This window comes from Chryseobacterium culicis, assembly GCF_900108365.1.
Classification (GTDB): domain Bacteria; phylum Bacteroidota; class Bacteroidia; order Flavobacteriales; family Weeksellaceae; genus Chryseobacterium; species Chryseobacterium culicis.
Map to the genome: position 1 here is coordinate 1,028,653 of NZ_FNWQ01000001.1, position 17,686 is coordinate 1,046,338.

The 17,686-nt window shown below is 35.5% G+C and carries 17 protein-coding genes; 9 read left to right on the plus strand and 8 right to left on the minus strand.

Annotated elements, in window-relative coordinates; genetic code table 11:
* The first annotated feature begins 301 nt into the window (after positions 1-301).
* From BLW74_RS04645 to BLW74_RS04665, 5 genes are all read left to right on the plus strand, one after another.
* Positions 302-640 (plus strand): hypothetical protein, encoded by a 339-nt coding sequence (locus BLW74_RS04645; protein WP_089690261.1) that lies wholly within the window; start codon positions 302-304, stop codon positions 638-640.
* A gap of 4 nt (positions 641-644) precedes the next feature.
* Positions 645-1,934: a TULIP family P47-like protein gene (locus BLW74_RS04650; protein ID WP_089690262.1), complete on the plus strand. Its 1,290-nt coding sequence runs from the start codon at positions 645-647 to the stop codon at positions 1,932-1,934.
* A 211-nt stretch (positions 1,935-2,145) separates the two neighbouring features.
* Positions 2,146-2,736, plus strand: a complete 591-nt coding sequence (locus tag BLW74_RS04655) for a helix-turn-helix domain-containing protein (protein ID WP_089690680.1) — start codon at positions 2,146-2,148, stop codon at positions 2,734-2,736.
* An 88-nt stretch (positions 2,737-2,824) separates the two neighbouring features.
* A complete protein-coding gene (locus BLW74_RS04660) occupies positions 2,825-4,312 on the plus strand; it encodes a serine hydrolase domain-containing protein (RefSeq protein ID WP_089690263.1) in 1,488 nt (495 codons plus the stop codon).
* A gap of 100 nt (positions 4,313-4,412) precedes the next feature.
* Positions 4,413-4,841: a DUF3592 domain-containing protein gene (locus BLW74_RS04665; RefSeq protein ID WP_089690264.1), complete on the plus strand. Its 429-nt coding sequence runs from the start codon at positions 4,413-4,415 to the stop codon at positions 4,839-4,841.
* Between the two features lie 19 nt (positions 4,842-4,860).
* Here the strand turns inward: BLW74_RS04665 and BLW74_RS04670 are convergent, their stop codons facing one another.
* On the minus strand, positions 4,861-5,406 hold the full coding sequence (locus tag BLW74_RS04670; RefSeq protein ID WP_089690265.1) for a hypothetical protein: 546 nt from the start codon (positions 5,404-5,406) through the stop codon (positions 4,861-4,863).
* A 121-nt stretch (positions 5,407-5,527) separates the two neighbouring features.
* Here BLW74_RS04670 and BLW74_RS04675 point away from each other — a divergent pair, with 121 nt between their 5' ends.
* The 3 genes from BLW74_RS04675 to BLW74_RS04685 are packed head-to-tail and all read left to right on the plus strand — an operon-like array spanning position 5,528 to position 7,757.
* Entirely contained in the window at positions 5,528-6,718 is a 1,191-nt protein-coding gene (locus BLW74_RS04675) for an alpha/beta fold hydrolase (RefSeq protein ID WP_228424770.1), read from the plus strand.
* Positions 6,719-6,770: 52 nt separating this feature from the next.
* A complete protein-coding gene (locus BLW74_RS04680) occupies positions 6,771-6,953 on the plus strand; it encodes a hypothetical protein (protein ID WP_089690266.1) in 183 nt (60 codons plus the stop codon).
* A gap of 18 nt (positions 6,954-6,971) precedes the next feature.
* On the plus strand, positions 6,972-7,757 hold the full coding sequence (locus BLW74_RS04685) for a GLPGLI family protein (protein WP_089690267.1): 786 nt from the start codon (positions 6,972-6,974) through the stop codon (positions 7,755-7,757).
* A gap of 112 nt (positions 7,758-7,869) precedes the next feature.
* On the opposite strand, the gene BLW74_RS04690 is transcribed toward BLW74_RS04685, so the two are convergent.
* The 5 genes from BLW74_RS04690 to BLW74_RS04710 form a co-directional block, all read right to left on the minus strand.
* Positions 7,870-9,006 (minus strand): 1-acyl-sn-glycerol-3-phosphate acyltransferase, encoded by a 1,137-nt coding sequence (locus BLW74_RS04690; RefSeq protein WP_089690268.1) that lies wholly within the window; start codon positions 9,004-9,006, stop codon positions 7,870-7,872.
* A 229-nt stretch (positions 9,007-9,235) separates the two neighbouring features.
* Entirely contained in the window at positions 9,236-11,191 is a 1,956-nt protein-coding gene (locus tag BLW74_RS04695) for a DUF262 domain-containing protein (RefSeq protein WP_089690269.1), read from the minus strand.
* Positions 11,188-12,594 (minus strand): DUF262 domain-containing protein, encoded by a 1,407-nt coding sequence (locus BLW74_RS04700; RefSeq protein ID WP_167358371.1) that lies wholly within the window; start codon positions 12,592-12,594, stop codon positions 11,188-11,190. The genes BLW74_RS04695 and BLW74_RS04700 overlap by 4 nt, the downstream gene beginning before the upstream one ends.
* Before the next feature lie 5 nt (positions 12,595-12,599).
* Positions 12,600-12,896, minus strand: a complete 297-nt coding sequence (locus tag BLW74_RS04705) for a hypothetical protein (RefSeq protein WP_089690271.1) — start codon at positions 12,894-12,896, stop codon at positions 12,600-12,602.
* Positions 12,897-12,980: 84 nt separating this feature from the next.
* Positions 12,981-13,910: a restriction endonuclease gene (locus tag BLW74_RS04710; RefSeq protein ID WP_089690272.1), complete on the minus strand. Its 930-nt coding sequence runs from the start codon at positions 13,908-13,910 to the stop codon at positions 12,981-12,983.
* 731 nt (positions 13,911-14,641) lie between these two features.
* On the opposite strand from BLW74_RS04710, the gene BLW74_RS04715 reads away from it, so the two are divergent.
* Positions 14,642-15,049 carry a helix-turn-helix domain-containing protein gene (locus BLW74_RS04715; protein WP_089690273.1) on the plus strand — a complete coding sequence of 136 codons (408 nt, stop codon included), beginning with the start codon at positions 14,642-14,644 and terminating at the stop codon, positions 15,047-15,049.
* 40 nt (positions 15,050-15,089) lie between these two features.
* Here the strand turns inward: BLW74_RS04715 and BLW74_RS04720 are convergent, their stop codons facing one another.
* Both BLW74_RS04720 and BLW74_RS04725 read right to left on the minus strand, forming a co-directional pair.
* Positions 15,090-17,267 (minus strand): DNA/RNA helicase domain-containing protein, encoded by a 2,178-nt coding sequence (locus BLW74_RS04720; protein ID WP_089690274.1) that lies wholly within the window; start codon positions 17,265-17,267, stop codon positions 15,090-15,092.
* Between the two features lie 7 nt (positions 17,268-17,274).
* Positions 17,275-17,601, minus strand: a complete 327-nt coding sequence (locus BLW74_RS04725; protein WP_185116337.1) for a nucleotide pyrophosphohydrolase — start codon at positions 17,599-17,601, stop codon at positions 17,275-17,277.
* Between the last annotated feature and the right edge of the window lie 85 nt (positions 17,602-17,686).

The following is a 17,686-nucleotide window of genomic DNA, read 5'->3' on the forward strand; positions in this document are numbered from 1 at the left end:
TTTGATACCAATTGTATTCTCTCGTTTTTCTTCAAATTTTTTTAAGCTTTCTATTCTGTTGGGCATAAAATTTTTATTGTGTAATCACTATATAGGGAGTATTTGTACGGAATGTTTTTTTTGGTTGTTTATACTGTAAAATTCTGATGTTTTTGTTTGTTACTTTGACTTAGGAAATTGGAAAAAGAACTTTGCTAAGTGCCTGACAAAAGACTCTTTAAACTGTTTCCTATAAAATAAGTGAAGTAAACAGGGAGCGCCGAAAACCTTTCAGAGTAGGCAACATTCAAAATCAAATCTCATGGACACACACACTTTAAATGAAACATCATTTCAATTTACCGAAAATGGAAAATCTTATGATGTTACCTTTCATGCCAATAAAGGCTTTTCTTCATTCGCTGCATCAGAATTTACTCAGGATCCGGCGGTTAACGAAAAAGTTCGGCAGGCTTACATTGCCCTTATGCCATACGAGAATAAAATTATCGAATGGATTTCGCAATCGCCAGATAATGGACGGAAATATATAGAAAATCCCGTTCAGGCTATGGAAAATGCCAATATGGGAATTCCACAGGACATCATTCAAATGATTAAAAATGCTTCTGAATTATTAGTAACCACATTAAAAAAATAAAGATATGGCAACAGTAATGACCCAGGGATGGGACCTTGTAGCGGTAGCAACACAAACATTGCTCAATGAACTCATTGAAGTCGCTTATAATGATAATCTTTTTCCCAGTAATGTAAATACAACAATATCTGGGATAACGTTTGACGGATATTTTGGGGTACCCACTACCAATCTTAATCCATCACAAAGCTCGGGAACAAATTCTATGGCCTCAATAGAAGTTCCTATAAGCGGGACTCTTACTTCATCCGGTGTATCGCATACAATTCCGCCAGATAGTACTCTTCTTATTGTTTCCAATCTGTCATATGTGAGCATTACTCTGGATGGTATCAGTGCTGTAAGGCTGTATTTGGATCTTGCCAGCCAGCTGGCTACCTATACGGTAAGTATACAGCCTCCTCAAGGTTGGGTAGCTATGCTCAATGGAATTATTCAATATTATCTGCAAAATTTATATACTGGAGGCTCTTATTATTTGGGAACAGTAAATATGGAGGGAGTTCCGGCTGCTGTATTGCCTACAGGCAGTGTTCATTTTGCAACCCAGCCTAATACCTCTGATGCTTCCTCTAATATCCTGGCTATGGTAGCCAATACAAGTACAGGATCTCCAGGTACACTTAACTTTTCTGGAGGGCCGGCTTTATTACCCTCTGATCAGAACGCTGCACTTTATATCTCTAATCGCTGTATCCTTAATAATATGCTGCTGCCTGTTCTGGCTACACAGCTGAATACAGCTGCAAGTTCATTTACGGTGACGGGAAACTCAAGTACACCTTATAACGTAAGTCTCAATACCTCTGTAAATCTGGATGGTGAATATGATCCTAAATTAACGAGTATGAACAATTATGTAAATAACAGTGGGCAAATACAGTCTGATTACGGAGCGGTGGGCTATCCAATTTCTGCTTTTTCCAGTCTGATATGGATTAATGTCAGCGGACATATTTACCTTACGCCTACCTTATCGGGACAAACTATCTCGTTTGATGTAGATGCTCCATCCGGAAGTGGTTCTGCAGCATTGAGTGCCGGAGGTTGGGCGATTGTAGGAGCACTCATTATTGCAACTTTTGGTACTTTAGGTGCGTGTGTGGCAGCTGTTGTTGCTATTGTTGTGCCAATAGTTGTTACTCAGCTTAAATTTAATATTAGCATGTCTCAGGTAGGAGCCAATATCGGAAGTGCATCCACTTCTTTCAATTGGCCTGCAGCTACTATTGCTCCTTTAACAAGTGTTACACTTCCGGGGGATCTGATTCTGTATGTTGATCCTCAGGTTTAGGGTACTTTGTTTTTATAATACATCATTCAAATTGTTAATAATGGATTGATCATTGATTAATCCATTTCTTTGTTTATATAAGAAACATAAAATTGTTTCCTCAAAATTCATTTTTATTTCCGCTTCAAAACTGATGAAAGCTCTTTATCATGTTGAAAAAGATCTATACATTTGTCATCAGGAATCAATAGAGAATATTTTAACGACTATTATGTCCAAGCTAAAAGCCATAAGAGAACAAAAAAATCTGACTCAGGAAGAATTATCAGAAAAATCAAAAATTTCTGTAAGAACTATTCAGCGTATAGAATCCGGCACAGTACCCAAAGGACATACGCGCAGAGCACTGGCACAGGCATTGGAAATAGAGGAATCCGGTTTGATGGCAGATCTTCCACAGGCGGCTGCGCCGGCAGAAACAGTTGAAATGGAAGAAGGAATAGAAGAAAGAATAGAAGAAGAGACTGTCTCCATCAATTATTCTTATGTAAAAATCATAAACCTTTCATCTCTCTTATTTACCCTTTTACCCCCGCTGAATATCCTCGTTCCGCTGCTGCTTATGTTTACCATGAAACAGAAAAACAATCTTGTAAGGCAGATCATTTCCGTTCAGATGATCTGGACCGTTATGGCACCTGTTATTTTCATGCTCGGAATTTTTTTAAAGCTCGGAAAACAGTTTACCCCGATCCTTATGATCCTGATTGTGCTTTCAAATGTATTCATCATCCTTCGAAACGCATCCGAGATCGATCGGAATAAGAAATTGTATTTCTGTCTGAAATTCAGTATGATATAAAAACTGTCATCATTTTGTCGGGTTTTTGTCGGGTTCATTTTTAATCATAAAACGATTGAAAGCATAATCTTTGTCAAAAAAATCAGCAATGACAAAGTATACTCAGTTTATCTTTTCTCTTTACATCCTATTCTTCAGTACGGCACAGGCACAAATTAAAAGTACTGATCCTCTCTATAGAACCATTATGTCAAAAGACAGTCTGTTTTTTTCAGGAGGTTATAATACCTGTAACATCGCGAAGATGGAAAGTATGTTGAGTGATACGTTTGAATTTTATCATGATAAAAGCGGTTTTGAGAATAAAGAGAAATTTATCATTGATTTTAAAAACGGATTGTGCAAGTCTCCGGAAACCTTTCAGCTAAAAAGAGTACTGGTAAAAAACAGTACAGAAATTTTTCCCATGTATAAAGATGGTAAGATATATGCAGCCATTCAGAATGGAGATCATCTTTTTTATGAAAGAACGGGTAATCAGGCAGAAAAATTAGTAGGAGAAGCAAAGTTTACCCACCTTTGGATGCTGGAAAATGCCGAATGGAAGCTTAAGAATTCATTAAGTTTTAATCATCATCCGAAGCAAACCACCGATCTTGAAACAATGTTTGATAATGATCAGTCAATGCAAAGCTGGCTGAAAGAAAATCATATTCCCACGCTGGGATTAGGCATTATCGAAGGAGGGAAGCTTCAGACGATAAAAGTCTTTGGAGAGCTCAGGAAAGGAGTTTCGGCTCCGCTTAATGCCCGTTTTAATGTAGCCTCTCTTACCAAACCTGTTACAGCAATGGTGGCACTGCGTCTGGTAAGCCTGGGAAAATGGAATTTAGATGAGCCATTAGATGCTTACTGGACAGACCCTGACCTCATCAACGACCCAAGGCATCAAAAACTGACAACAAGAATTATTCTGAGCCATCAGACCGGTTTTCCCAACTGGAGATGGATGAATGCTGACAAAAAACTGAATTTTCAGTTTGATCCCGGTACAAAATACCAATACTCAGGAGAAGGATTTGAATATTTGCGAAAGGCGCTCGAAAAGAAGCTGGGAAAATCACTGGATCAGCTTGCCACAGAATTGATTTTTAAACCGCTCAAAATGAACAGTACAAATTATATCTGGGATCAAGATCTTGATGAATCAGTATTTGTAACAGGATATAATGAAAAAGGAGAGGCTTACCCCATAGAAAAAATCAAAACAGCTAACGCTGCGGATGATCTTCATACCACGGTAGAAGATTACGGGAACTTTATGGTAAGCGTAATGAAAGGAAAAAACCTGAAACCTGAGGTATTCCGGGAAATGATCAAGAAACAGGTGAAAGTTAAAGAAAACAAATATTTCGGGCTAGGTCTTGAAATCTATGACCTTGGAAATGGTGAATATGCATTATCTCATGGCGGCGCGGATCAGGGAACCCGATGTATTGCTATTATCGTGCCCGGTTCGGGAAAAGGGATTGTAATATTTACCAATGTAGATGACGGATATAAAGTATATGAAAAGCTGGTACTGCATTACCTGGGAAAAGAAGGACAGAAAATTGTCGATATAGAAACCCGGTAGCGGAGTCGTTTTTCCGGAAGTGCTAAATCTTTGTATATTTAGGATATTAATCTGAAAACAAATGAGATCGTAAAATGTTTGTTTTCAGAGTAAAATTAGTATGAACGGAAATAACAATAATACTATGTGGCAATATTACATTATTCTGGGAGCAGGGGTCATTCTGTTTGCAGCAGCATTGCTGAGCTTTAAAAATACACTTTTCTTCTTAAAAAATGCAGAAAAAGCAACCGCTACCGTCACTTCACTAAGGGTTTTCGAATCCGATGGGGAAGTTTTCAGTCCCCTATTTACCTTTCGCACCCGTAATAATATTGAATATACCTTTGAGCTGCCGGAAGGAACCAATCCTTCAGCCTGGTCTGTAGGAGACACAGAGACCGTTATTTATGACCCTGCGAATCCTTCTTATGTGACCCTGTATACTTATTTCAGAATATTTGCATTGCCTTTACTGCTGATTTCTATAGCATTGCCACTACTGGTGATAGGTGGAGGTTATTTTATTGCTGCTCAGTTTTTAAAATAACCTCATCCTGCCGGTAGTTTTATTTTACCTTTTCAAGAAGATACAGTTTCGCTCCGGAAAATGACAGCTTGGGAATAAGGTTTCCTTCCAGTACCATTGTTTTATTATTAACATCAATCACAGAAATGTAATTGTTGGAGTTGTATTCTATATAATTCTCCTTTTCTTTTGTTGAAGGGTTTTTACCAAACTCCATAGAGTATTTCACCCAGTCTTCATCCTGCGTACTGCAGTGAACCGGCTTAAATTTAGATTTTTTAGTTTTGAAAACAATCTGATCAAAACCTTCCGCACATTCTGAGGTAAATGAGCCATCAGGATTCTGGTCTTTGGAAAAATCCTCAAAAGAACCACGATATACTCCAACCACCTTCCACGTACCGTCCAGCCGGTCTTCATCTATTTTTCCTTTCGCTTTGCTTACTGCCCAGCTGATTCCGTTCACCGTTCCTTTTACCGCTTTATATCCAAGATTAACCGCTCCTGATACTACTTTTGTAGCCGTTCTCACCACACATGAATTGAGAACAAAAAGAGCCGAAGCCAGCAATAGTATTTTTTTCATTGCGTCAATTTTTTAAGAATACGAAGATAAGGTTTTTGAAAAAACTGATGGATGATGAATTATTTTTCAGACCTATTCGTGATATTTTTTAATGCCAGGGAAGAAATCAGTCAGGAGGCTAATGCATTTTACTGTCTTCAGCGGTCCGGTTCAGCGTCCGAAAATCAGGATTCCCCTCGTAATATGGCCTGTTCATGATATTTCTCCTTCCATCTGCCTTAGTTTTGGAATAATTTTATCCTCACAAAACATCACCATTATGAATACTACATTGAATTTCAGTAAAAAATTATTATCCGTTATTTCCCTTGTTATTAGTATGGGAATGGGATTATCATCTCTGAAAGCGCAGAATAATGCCGCTGGCGAAAAATACACGGAAAACACTACAGTCCGGTCAGCTTTTCAGAATACAAAAAAAATCAGGGCGGGATTGCTGGATGTGGGCTATGCAGAAATAGGCCCCGAAAGCGGTAAAGCGGTAATCCTTCTTCATGGATGGCCGTATGATATCCATAGCTTTGAAGAGTCGTCTGCGCTACTTGCAGAAAAGGGCTATCGTGTTCTGGTCCCCTATTTAAGAGGATATGGAACCACCACATTTGTTTCCGCCAACACAAAACGCAATGGCCAGCAGAGCGCTGTTGCATTGGATATTATTGCATTTATGGATGCGCTGAAAATAGATAAAGCGATTATTGGCGGGTTCGACTGGGGGGCAAGAACAGCAGATATCATGGCAGCGCTGTGGCCTGAGCGTTGTACCGGTTTGGTTGCTGTAAGCGGATATTTGATAGGAAGTCCAAAGGCCAATGAAAAACCTCTGGCTCCCAATGCTGAATTTTTATGGTGGTACCAGTATTATTTTTCCACAGAAAGAGGGTATAAGGGGTATAAGGCCAATACAGAAACATTTAATAAATTAATCTGGAAAACAGCTTCTCCAAAGTGGGCTTTTGATGACCAAACCTACGAACGCTCAGCGGCAGCGTTCAATAATCCTGATCATGTTGATATTGTCATTCACAATTACCGCTGGCGTTTGGGATTAGCTAAAGGAGAAAAAAAATACGATGTGCTTGAAGCCCAATTGGCAAAATCTCCCTCCATTACAGTTCCAACCGTTACTTTGGAAGGCGATGTCAACGGTGCTGCGTTTCCTGCCCCGGAAAGCTATGCTGCCAGATTTACAGGAAAATATGCACATCATACCGTAACGGGCGGCATTGGACATAATCTGCCACAGGAGGCTCCAAAAGCATTTGCAGATGCAATTATAGAGGTAGATTCTATGTCACAAGCGACGAATTGATAGCAACAGTTTCGAAGTCGTAAAATAAGCAGATAAAATTTTAATTATCATTATGGGTTTCCGCAATTTCTTAGAGAAACTTTTTTGTAAATATGTGCAAAGTATTAAAATAAAGTCAGTTGAAATGGGAAATGAACCTAATGATGCTCCAGATTGTTATTTGACAGATTTACAACAAATGGAAGATGAATGTGCGGCTCCATTTGAAAACCCTATTTTAGCAGGAATGTGGTAATAAAATAAAAATTCCAGAATGTTTAAATACTTTTCAATAATACTACTGATTTCTTTTACTTGTTTGTTTTCTCAACAAAAAGCAAATACGTCCATTTCAGAACTTCAGGTTCAATATGAATATTCTTTTGTTAGGGATACTACAGATATCAATCCAAACCATAGGTTCAAAGAGCTAATGCTTTTAGATTTTAACCCTAATTCTTCGGTATTTTATAGTCAGCAGTATGCTGCTGCAAGAGAAGCTGTCAAAAAGGCAACTTTTGCTGCTCAAACTTCAAGCAATGTTGAAATTAAAGCATCTGATTTACCGAAATATAAGGTAGGATATTCTGTGTATAGAGAAGGTTCAAAAATTTATTTTACGTCTAATATTAATCGTGATTTTTTCACATTTGAAAATACTTACTTAGACTGGAATACTAATTTTAAAGAGGTAAGAACTATTCTGGGATATAAGTGCAACAAAGCTACAACTAAGTTTGGGAACAGGGTTTATACAGCTTGGTACGCAAAAGATATTCCGGTTTCTGAAGGTCCATATAGATTTAAAGGCTTAACAGGTCTAATTTTAGAGATTAGTGATGAGAATAAGTATCATTCATTTACAGCCATTGGAATTGAAAAAAAAGCCATTGAAATTGCTCCTTTACAGAAAGGTATTCCGGTAACAAAAGAACAGTATATTAAAAAACGGGAAGAATTTAAAAACAATCCTTATCCACAAAGTAAAACTCTTACAAAAGAAAGAAGAGACCAAATGATTGAAACATTTAAGAAGGATAATAATCCAATTGAAAACTAAAATAATGCACCTTCTTACTTATAGGGGTGCATTTGATTCGTACATTTAATTAGAAACAAAAACCACTACTCAGCAGCAGTGGTTTTTATTTTTATCTAATAGTAAATTCTTCTTATAAGCCTTCTTCCAGTTTCAGCTTATTCACTAAAGGATTGGCATACATGGCTAAGAAATATTCTTTAGAAACAGGATCAGACGGATCAATACGCATTTCAAGTCTGCGGATAAATAATTGCTTTTCCTGTTCCGTATATTGGGAGGCGTAAGTATCGGTATGGTGAAGAAGGTCGTAAGCGATGTATTTGGTAGGCCAAAGCTTATAATTGCTGATGATGGATCGGTCAATTACCTGGGCAATTGCCTGCAGCTGTTTATTTTTATTGTCAATAGTGGCTGCAATTTCATCCAGTTCAGTATCAATCACTTTACCGGCATGAAGATGAATTCGTTTTTTCTGTCCTAGTATTCCACTCAGCATGGTGGTGAAATCCTCATTTTTTCCTTTGATATATTGCTCATCCCGATGCTGAGCCAGCAGCTGGGGCATTTTTAAAGAATCCGTAGGATCATATTCGTAAGAAATAGAAATAGGAACAATTTTTAATGCTTTAAAGTAATCCGTCAGAGACTGATCTCCCGCTGCCATGGCAAGCATCTTTAAGACACCCTGCTGGGTAGCATCATTACCGTTTTTGGTACGGCCCTCACGCTGTGCTATCCATACGGAGCGGTTTTCCGTAAGCAATTGTTCTTTGATATATTCAGACATGGTCTGTGAACTGGTAAGCTGATCACGCAGAGATAAATCTCTTTGAACCAGGAAATTACGGTTCAGCTTTGCCAGTACATTTAAAAAGTTTTTGCGCACAAGGTTGTCACCAATAGCAGAAGCCGTCATGATAAGACCACTTTCCAGCAGCACCAGATTAAGCAGGGAAGTATCCAATACAATATCTCTGTGATTAGAGATGAAGAGATAAGAGGTCTTTTTATCCAGCTTATCGAAGCCTGAAGTGGTTAATCCTTCAGAGCTTTTGGCGAGAATCTGGCGAACAGCATAAGCCACAAACTGATGCTGAAAATCACTGATGGAATGAACATCTTTAAACTGCTCCAGCCATACCTGCTCATCCGTCTCAGGAAAAGTAAAGCTCATCAGCGCCTTCATCATAGGATCGCGGGCAATACTTCCCAATCTTTCATTCACTTCCTGATCGTAAAAATACCGGATTTCATCAAACTTCGACATGCGATTATTTAAAATTAAAACTTTTTGCAAAAGAACGAAAATTTATCTGGGGAATGGGCATAATGGGTGTTAAAGTATTATGAAGGGCGTAGAAGTTAGGATATAATGAAGCTATTGTATTTTGTTATGATGAGTAGAGAAAATGAATATTATTTGCATCACAAGCATATACTATCAGGTAAAAAATACGCCCTCATAATTTGTATTACTGATTTTTATCAATATGAAATCAGAGCATATCAGAATTAATTAAATTTTTACTTTTTTTATTTCTCACATCGTTATAGTGCTTCTTAATGTTTTCAATCATTTGCTTTCCGTGAATGCTGATCAAATTTTCGAAATCACCATTGTCATCCAGTTCATCAAAAAATAGTTTGGATTTTAATGTATCATAATTATTTTTAGAATTAAATTCAGCTTGTTTAACGTGTATATATTTATTACTGTATTCAGAATTTTGAGTAACACTTAAAAGAACCAGATTTCCAAAAGCGTTTAGTAATTCCTCCTTTAATTTCATCGCTCCCGGTTTGGGAGTTTGCGGATTTAAATGTTCTACAGAGTTTTTTGATGAGATTCTATATCTTTTAAATTTTTCATCCTCCCGGTCTTTCCAGTTTTTCCAGAGTATATACTCTAATTTCTGAAACCAATAATGCTGAAATCTTACCCCATGCGATTGATATAGATACAATTCGTAATCCACGTGATAATCTATATCTTGCGAAAGTTGTGAAAAACTTGTATTCTTGTTCTTATCTTTAGTAAGAGACAATTCATTGTCTATTTCTTCAAGCCGTAATAAAGCCTTAGCCTTATCATATTGTGTTTTGTTTTCGAGAAGAAAATGCAGATAGGGTGTTAACCAATATTGTCTCAGATAATCCCCTGTAAAGTAAAGCATACTTTGTAGTTGGTGAAAATCATCCACTGCATAGTTGGTTTTGGAATAATAATCATTAGAATTTTTATTAAAATTTACAAGCTCCAGAGATTCCTGTTTTGTGCTCAAATCAACAACCCATTTTATAATATAGAGGTCAAAGACCTGCCTTACGTCCCAAAGCAGTTCCAGAAAACGTTTAATTTCCTCTTTATTGCTATTAATTAAAGGGTCAAAAATTTCTATAATCCTGTTGGCATGAAAGGTTCCTTCAAAATCAGCTTTAGACTCTTTTGCAAGGTGGATCCTGTAAGTATGTATCAGCAATTGAGGAAAAGAAATTAGTGACCTGCAGTAAATTTCATCTGATTTCAGATTATCTTTTTGATCCGTTTCTTCAGTTGTGGTTAACGCTATGCTTGTATTATTAATAATATCTGATATTGTAAGACCTTGTGCCTGTTCTTCTCTGTTTTCTGCATGTGCATAAAAAATATCCCTTCGAAATGCAACCCAGCTTGTAAGGTCCAGCTTTTTAGTGAGTTCTCCGCCAAATGAGTCCCTAACATTTTTTTCAAAATAAGAAAACATATTTTCACAAACCTCCCACAATTTACTGTAGAGCACTTTTTCGTCGCCTAAATGATTCAATAGTTTTGACTTGATAATATCCGTCTGTTCTAATTGTATTCCAGAGCTATTGATGGTTGTAAAAATCTTGTTAAGATCAACATTATCAGGCGTATTGTTTTTGACCAGATGTACATTTTCAAAAATAAAATCTCCAAAACCTGCCTGTTCATCTATAAGCCTCAGGTAACTTTCTATGGTTGATACCGCTTTGGCAATATGTTTTACAAATTCCTGCCGATTTACATCAGGGTAAACATTTTCAATATGTTCAGACGAATTATTCAATAAGTAGTAAAGATAATTTTCTACTTCATTTCTTATCTCGAATGACAGTTTCATTTGATCTCCCACTTTTAAAAATTCAGTCAATCTTGTAGAAACATTTAATTTTTTAAAACAATAGGCAATCAGCCATAATGTAGTAAATCTCTGTTGTCCGTCGACAAGTTCAATCTGGTTTGAGGTACTTTCCTCCTTGGTTATAATTGTGCCTATATAGTAGTTTTCATTAGCATTACTGGTAAACGAAAGATGAAAGTCATCCAGCAGACTTTTAATTTGCTCATCATCCCATACATAAGGCCTCTGATAGGTGGGAATTAAGAACTTATATGATAAAATATCCTTTAAAGTTATGATTGCAGTCCCAAATTTATTCTGAGTCATCTTAATTTTTCTTTAATTAGTAGTACAAATTGTTTATCAAAATCATAATTCTCCTGATAATCGGAAGCCTGTTTAAAATAACCGAAATAGCTTTTGAGTGTTTCTATATGTTTGGATTTGGAATGAGAACTTTCTGTATAATTTTTATTGAATTTAAAACGATCTTTCTTAAGTCTTTTAATCAAATCTTCAGGAGTATAGATGTCCAGAATTGTATCAATAAGATGAGTATCTTTTACCAGTTTGAATACGCTGTCTTCCCTTACGTTTCTGTCAAGGGTAATCCGTAATGAAAATATTGTTCTGTACATCCAAAGGGAAGTTTCATACAGCCGCTCATACCCAAACTTACTTACATAAGCAATGACACAGGCTTCAAAAAGATCCTTTAAAAATATCGTGCCGTCTTTACCATGAACTACATCTTTATAAAAAGTATAAAAATCTTCCTGAATGCTATGGTTATTTTGGTCTATAAACAACTCTGTATACAGTTTCAGATAGTCGTTTATATAATCCAGCGTATTATTTCCATCATGTAAGGGCTGTCTTACCTGTTTAAATCTGCTGAGAGTGGAAGTGTAGATGTTTCCATTCCTCTTTTCGCTGATCTGATAATGGTATGAAATATCTTGATCCGTTTTTTCCGTATCAATACAGAATTCATTGATTACCGTGTTTTTCTTTTCAGCTGGCATCCGGTATCCGGGATATTGCCTCCAGTATCTGTTGTCCCAATATCTAAGTTTACCCAGATAACCAATAATATCTTCAACATGTTTCTGATTTTCCTCCCAGCGTTTCGCCTGATAGGCAACTATTTTACGATTGTCCACAGCTCTCAAATGATGAGCTTTTATAATGTCACTTCCTGAAAGACGCACCCCTCCCGTATTTTGAGTTTCAAAAAAGGTATACGCCAAATCTTCACTTTTTGTAATGACAAGGGTTATATTAATGTTTTGAAATTGCAGGCTTTCCTTAACATCGACCAGATCAATGTAATCAAAATAGTCTCCATCAAACAAAGCCTTCAGAAATTCATAATTTGATTTTATCTGATGTATGCTAAGAGGATTAGAATAATGTACTGTTGTAATGTTGGTATTCAAAAACTGCTGTAGCAATAGCATGGTTGTTATTCTCTGCTGGCCATCAATAATCTGAAGTCCATCATTAGTTTGATGAATGATTATACTTCCCAGATAGTAAAGTGGCTTATCGCTGCTACAGTCTTTTTGTGATGCTTGCAGATCAGATAATAACTGTACTATCTGTTTTTGTGTCCATACATAGGATCTCTGGTATTCCGGAATTAAAATTTTTTGTGAACCCTCTAATCCTTCAATGGTACCGTTAAATAACTGATCTAAAGTAATGGAATAAACTTTTAAATGATCCATATTCATTATATGATTTGAGTACTTCCGCTAAAATGTCTTCCCAACATTCCTTCCAAAAGCTGAAATGCTCTTGATTCAGCAAACTTATTTCCGTCAGAATACAAAATAAACTTCAGTATACCTCTGGCATCATCTACCTTTACCTTAAAATAAATATGATCTATATACTGAGGCCCTTTATGATAAAAGATTTCATCCGTTTCATTATACATCCAAGATCGGATATTATTGTTGTTGATCTTATCAATAATCTCACTGATTAATGCATGCGGGTTTTTTGTTGAAACATTGAGTTCATCCATTGTTTGTTTTTTAGATTTATATTACAGATTTAAAGGACTCTATTAATGGGAAACAACTGCTTTTTTGAGAGCAAAAGTCAGTAACTAATCTTCTTCAAAAAAGTCCAGATCTATTTCTTTAATTTCGATTTTATCCTTTATTTGTACTCCTATATTATTTTGAACGGCCAGTTCGGCCAGTCTTTTCCCATCAATCAAAACAATCTTATAGTTAGGATTTTCTTTCGCAGTATTTATAGCGTCGGCTGTAAAGTCTCCTACAGTTAAAATTACTCCCTTATTAGAACCTTTATTGGCAATTGCCCCTATAAAGTTGCGGATTTCCGGTGATCCTACTTTTGCTTCCCATCTTTTTGCCTGAACATATATTTTTTCAAACCCCAGCTGATCCTGATAGAGAATGCCATCAATTCCACCATCTCCAGAGCGTCCGACTACTTCAAAATTTCCTTTTCCTTCTCCTCCATAACCCAGCTGATCAAGCAGCTTTACAACAAACAGCTCAAAATAGTCTGCCGTTTTGTTCCGCAAAATATTTAATAGCTCATACTCAAGATTGGAATTGATCTGGTTAATAGATTTACCAATAATCACTTCAGGAGTTTCACTGTCTTCATCCACTGTTGAAACTTCAGTCCTGTCTGCTGGTGAAGCTCCATTACTTTTATAGCTTGCTTCCCATTCCTTAAAGGGATCAAACTTTTTCAAAAAACTTATATTAATATAGTGAGCGGTGGCCATTTTTAGAGCTTCTTTTCCCAATGGTGTAATCTGATAGTGTGCTCTTGCCGGATAAGAAATTAAGCCTGCCTTTTGCAGGTAACTTCTGCTCCATCCTACACGGTTTCTAAACAGTGTCTGCTGGCCGCTGGGAACTTTAAGGGCAAGATCATCTTTAGTTAAATTAAAATGTTGTGTGAGAAGCTGCATCACGCGATCTAAAGAATATACTTTATTATCCTGTAATAAAGATAAAAACGGATACATTATGCTTTGAAAATCCGGTACTGGCATGGTTTATTGTTTATACTTGGCAATTATACCGAAATTATTTTAGTCATGCCTACGGGAACCCGTAATTTTCAAAAAATCATTACTAATTTTCGCCCCTTCCCAAGTGCCTCCAGATAGTCCCATAAGCCCGGTCAGGCACTTTCGAACGGCGCTTTTAAAAAATACCATCAGGTCTGCATATTAAATAAATAAAATTCTGGTATCTTAAAAACAGGCTGCTTGATACAAAATGTGCAATCATAAAAAAAGCACGTTTTCACGTGCTCTTGAGAAAAAAAAATTTATTTGCTTCAACATCATTTATTCAGGTGGTTGTTGTGGGCCGGGAGGGAGTGCCTGCAATTACTGAGGAGTATTGATGACGGCATAACTGTTTCATATCCTCATATATTTGTCTTCAGAATGGATTCTGACGCTGATTAAATTGTCTAATGCCATGCTATTGTGTTTTTATTACTGATTCAAATATAACAAGTAAAGTGATAGAAAATCAACACAAAGTGATTTTTTTGGTAGGCGTTCATGAGATAATTAAAACAGGATGAAGGAGTTTTGTTTTTATCACTTTTTAATGAAAAAAAGAGAGCGTAAAGCACAAAATTGCGAAAGAGTGAGAAATTTCAGTTTCTGAAGAAAAAAAGGAAGAGCAGATCTTGTAATTATACTCTATTTCAAGGGAAGTTTTTCTAAATATTTTTCTATATTTAAAACTTCATAAATGTTGATTTATCATGGAACATAAAATACATCAGGGACGCAATGTAAAACGATTCAGAGAAATGCTGGGCATCAAGCAGGAAGCATTGGCTCTTGATCTTGGGGATGACTGGAATCAGAAGAAAGTTTCTCTGCTGGAACAGAAAGAAATTATAGAAGACCCCTTACTGAAAAGAATTTCTGAAGTATTGAAAATTCCGGTGGAAGCGTTTCAGAATTTTGATGAGGAGCAGGCGGTGAATATTATTTCTAATACGTTTGGTGATAATGCTTGTGTTGGAAATCCTAATTCAATCTTCAATTTTAGTCCAATTGATGAGATAAAGAAGTTGCATGAAGAAAAGATTGAACTTTATGAAAGGATGCTGAAAGAGAAGGATGAGATGATGGGGAGACTGGAGAGGTTGATTGAGAATAGATAACTTAAGATATAGAAAAAGGTTCAGCATGTGCTGAACCTTTTTATTTTTTTAAGACTTTTACAAAAATACCTAAAACCTTAAAGTCGACTGTTTCTTCGTCTCTAAGAAATATTGGTTTGAAGTGATAATTATTTGATTTTGGTAATAATGTTATTTCTTCATGATGCCAGCCTTCTTCATCAATTACCTTTTTGCTTGAATATTCTTTAATAGTATAATTACTTCCAAATTCTAAATCGGTGATATTTCTTCCCTCCACCAGAGTGATTAGACCATTACGAGAACCTCCGGTATATTTTTTAAACAAACATATGCTTCCATTAGGAATAATTTTATTCATTGACTCACCAATTACATTACATGCAAAATAGTCATCTCGATTGTCAAGATTATCCAGTTCAATATATTTTACGTTTTCTAATTCTTGCAATTCAGAGAAAGTGCCTGCCGCAATATTTAGATCATAAAAAGGGATCGAACTTTCTGATGGAGTATTAGAAACTTGTATTAATTTGTCCTCTGTGGAAGAATTATAATTTTGAATAAACTGATGAAGAAAACGTCTCAGGTTTTCATTACATGCATAAATGTAAGTACCTTCTATTCCTCGTAACAATATGGTTTTATAAATATTGATAATAAAATCTAGCAATTCTTCTTCTTTATGAATAGAATTTTTACCATTTTTATCTTTATACTTTTGCTTATCAACAGTTAGTTTTCCAGATATAAAATCGTAGTCCAATTCCGGACCTATAATAACTCCTGTATAATTCAAATCATAACCTTGGGTTGTGTGAATGCATCCAACCTCGTGAATAGAATTGGGAGAGTTTACCCAATCTACAGAAATGCTGTTCCACTTTAAGTGATTGTCACCAATAATGATATCATAAGCTTCAGTATCTTTGTTTGAAACCCATTCCCATGCATATCCTGCTACCATTCTAGACAGACCATGTACCTCGTTTTTCTTTTTTATTCTTTCAATCATCTCTGACAAATCGTCGAAAAGATAAAGTTCGTAATCATCTGTTTTATAGTGTTGTAAGGGAGGGGTAGACGGTGCGTCAAAAATTTTATGAATTAACTTTATATAATTGTTTCCACCGCGTACTCGAAGCTGTGTTTTTAATTTTTCAGTACGTGTTGAAGATTGCGACTCTAACTTTTTAAAGCTTTCTTTAAGAGTATCCGAAGGTTTTATGGATTGGTACTGATCATAAAAAATAATAGATTTTTTACTTTGTAAAATAACCCAATCCAATTCTGATGCTGTAAATTTATCTAAACCTAGTTTTTCACAGTTGCGATCAAATGTTCCAAAATATGAACCTAAATTTACTCTTCTTCTTAGGCGATGCCCTTCATCCACTATAATAAGATCATATTTATTTTGTGCTAAATCTGATGGACCTATCACCATTTTATGTGATAATCCATTTATATTCTTAAACACGTTAGAAATAGTTTTTCTGAATGATGCCATCGGAATAACTAGTGCCATATTTAAATCAGTAAACTTTTCCTTTACTTTTTTTAATAAAATGAAAAGTTCATCATCATCCTCATCAAAATCAGCATAGTTAAAATCTTCTAAATTAGTTTTTAATAATTTAAATAAAAATATTGCTAAAATAGATTTACCAGTTCCGGCTCCTCCGTGAATAAGACTTACCTTCGCGTTATCATCCAACAAACAATTTAGAATCATTTTCAATCCCTTGATTTGTTCTTTTGAAAGAGATTTATAGGGAGAGTATTTAAAAAGATCTGAGTTATTAATAAAATCAAGAGAGTGTCGGGATATACCTAGCTGTCTCAGTTCATCCCATATATCTTTGAATAAATCCCAATACACTTTCTTTTCATGATACTGGTGATTAGAAATACCAAGGTTACCATTCTGTAAAGAGTATTGCCCGTCTGCAGAAATGTATTTGATAAGATTAGACTCTAAGTCTAATGTGGCAGATTTGTGGAATAAATCACTTAAAATAAAATTTACGGATGAAAGTTGTTTCTTTTTTTCTGACTTTAAATGTGTGTTTATCCTAGTTAATATATCTGTGGTTTCTCCAACGTAAGCAGTTTTGTTTTTTTTATTTTTTAAAAAATAGACTATTGGCCAAGATAAGTAATCTCTGTGATCTTCATTTATTTTTGCTTCTATGAGGTGATCAAAATCGTATTCCTCTGTAATTGTAAAATTCTTCATTCTTGTACTACAAATCATCGTACTTATTTGATTTTCCTTTTGCTTTTTCTACAGGATATTTTTCATTGTTTTTCTGTAATTTTTTTACGATAATGTCATTAATATCGATATTGTTTTTATTTGCAAGCAATAAACCAAACATAAATACATCGGCTAACTCTTCTTCTAATTTATCTTTATCAAAATCTTCATTCTTTTTCCACAAAAATATTTCTAAAAGTTCAGATGCTTCAATAGATAAAGCTAAAGCTAAATCTTTTGAATTATGAAACTGTTCCCAGTCTCTATCATCACGAAATTTTAGAAGCTTTTCTACTGTAATTTTATCTATCATGACTGTTATTTAATAAAGTGAATTTAATTCAACATTAAAAATAAAAAAAACTTTAGCATTGTAACACTGATAATTTAAGTTTATT

Bases quoted from the DNA above. Each gene is read 5' to 3' on its own strand.
- BLW74_RS04645 (WP_089690261.1), top strand. From the start codon at position 302: ATGGACACACACACTTTAAATGAAACATCATTTCAATTTACCGAAAAT.
- BLW74_RS04650 (WP_089690262.1), top strand. From the start codon at position 645: ATGGCAACAGTAATGACCCAGGGATGGGACCTTGTAGCGGTAGCAACA.
- BLW74_RS04655 (WP_089690680.1), top strand. From the start codon at position 2,146: ATGTCCAAGCTAAAAGCCATAAGAGAACAAAAAAATCTGACTCAGGAA.
- BLW74_RS04660 (WP_089690263.1), top strand. From the start codon at position 2,825: ATGACAAAGTATACTCAGTTTATCTTTTCTCTTTACATCCTATTCTTC.
- BLW74_RS04665 (WP_089690264.1), top strand. From the start codon at position 4,413: ATGAACGGAAATAACAATAATACTATGTGGCAATATTACATTATTCTG.
- BLW74_RS04670 (WP_089690265.1), bottom strand. From the start codon at position 5,406: ATGAAAAAAATACTATTGCTGGCTTCGGCTCTTTTTGTTCTCAATTCA.
- BLW74_RS04675 (WP_228424770.1), top strand. From the start codon at position 5,528: ATGCATTTTACTGTCTTCAGCGGTCCGGTTCAGCGTCCGAAAATCAGG.
- BLW74_RS04680 (WP_089690266.1), top strand. From the start codon at position 6,771: ATGGGTTTCCGCAATTTCTTAGAGAAACTTTTTTGTAAATATGTGCAA.
- BLW74_RS04685 (WP_089690267.1), top strand. From the start codon at position 6,972: ATGTTTAAATACTTTTCAATAATACTACTGATTTCTTTTACTTGTTTG.
- BLW74_RS04690 (WP_089690268.1), bottom strand. From the start codon at position 9,006: ATGTCGAAGTTTGATGAAATCCGGTATTTTTACGATCAGGAAGTGAAT.
- BLW74_RS04695 (WP_089690269.1), bottom strand. From the start codon at position 11,191: ATGACTCAGAATAAATTTGGGACTGCAATCATAACTTTAAAGGATATT.
- BLW74_RS04700 (WP_167358371.1), bottom strand. From the start codon at position 12,594: ATGGATCATTTAAAAGTTTATTCCATTACTTTAGATCAGTTATTTAAC.
- BLW74_RS04705 (WP_089690271.1), bottom strand. From the start codon at position 12,896: ATGGATGAACTCAATGTTTCAACAAAAAACCCGCATGCATTAATCAGT.
- BLW74_RS04710 (WP_089690272.1), bottom strand. From the start codon at position 13,910: ATGCCAGTACCGGATTTTCAAAGCATAATGTATCCGTTTTTATCTTTA.
- BLW74_RS04715 (WP_089690273.1), top strand. From the start codon at position 14,642: ATGGAACATAAAATACATCAGGGACGCAATGTAAAACGATTCAGAGAA.
- BLW74_RS04720 (WP_089690274.1), bottom strand. From the start codon at position 17,267: ATGAAGAATTTTACAATTACAGAGGAATACGATTTTGATCACCTCATA.
- BLW74_RS04725 (WP_185116337.1), bottom strand. From the start codon at position 17,601: ATGATAGATAAAATTACAGTAGAAAAGCTTCTAAAATTTCGTGATGAT.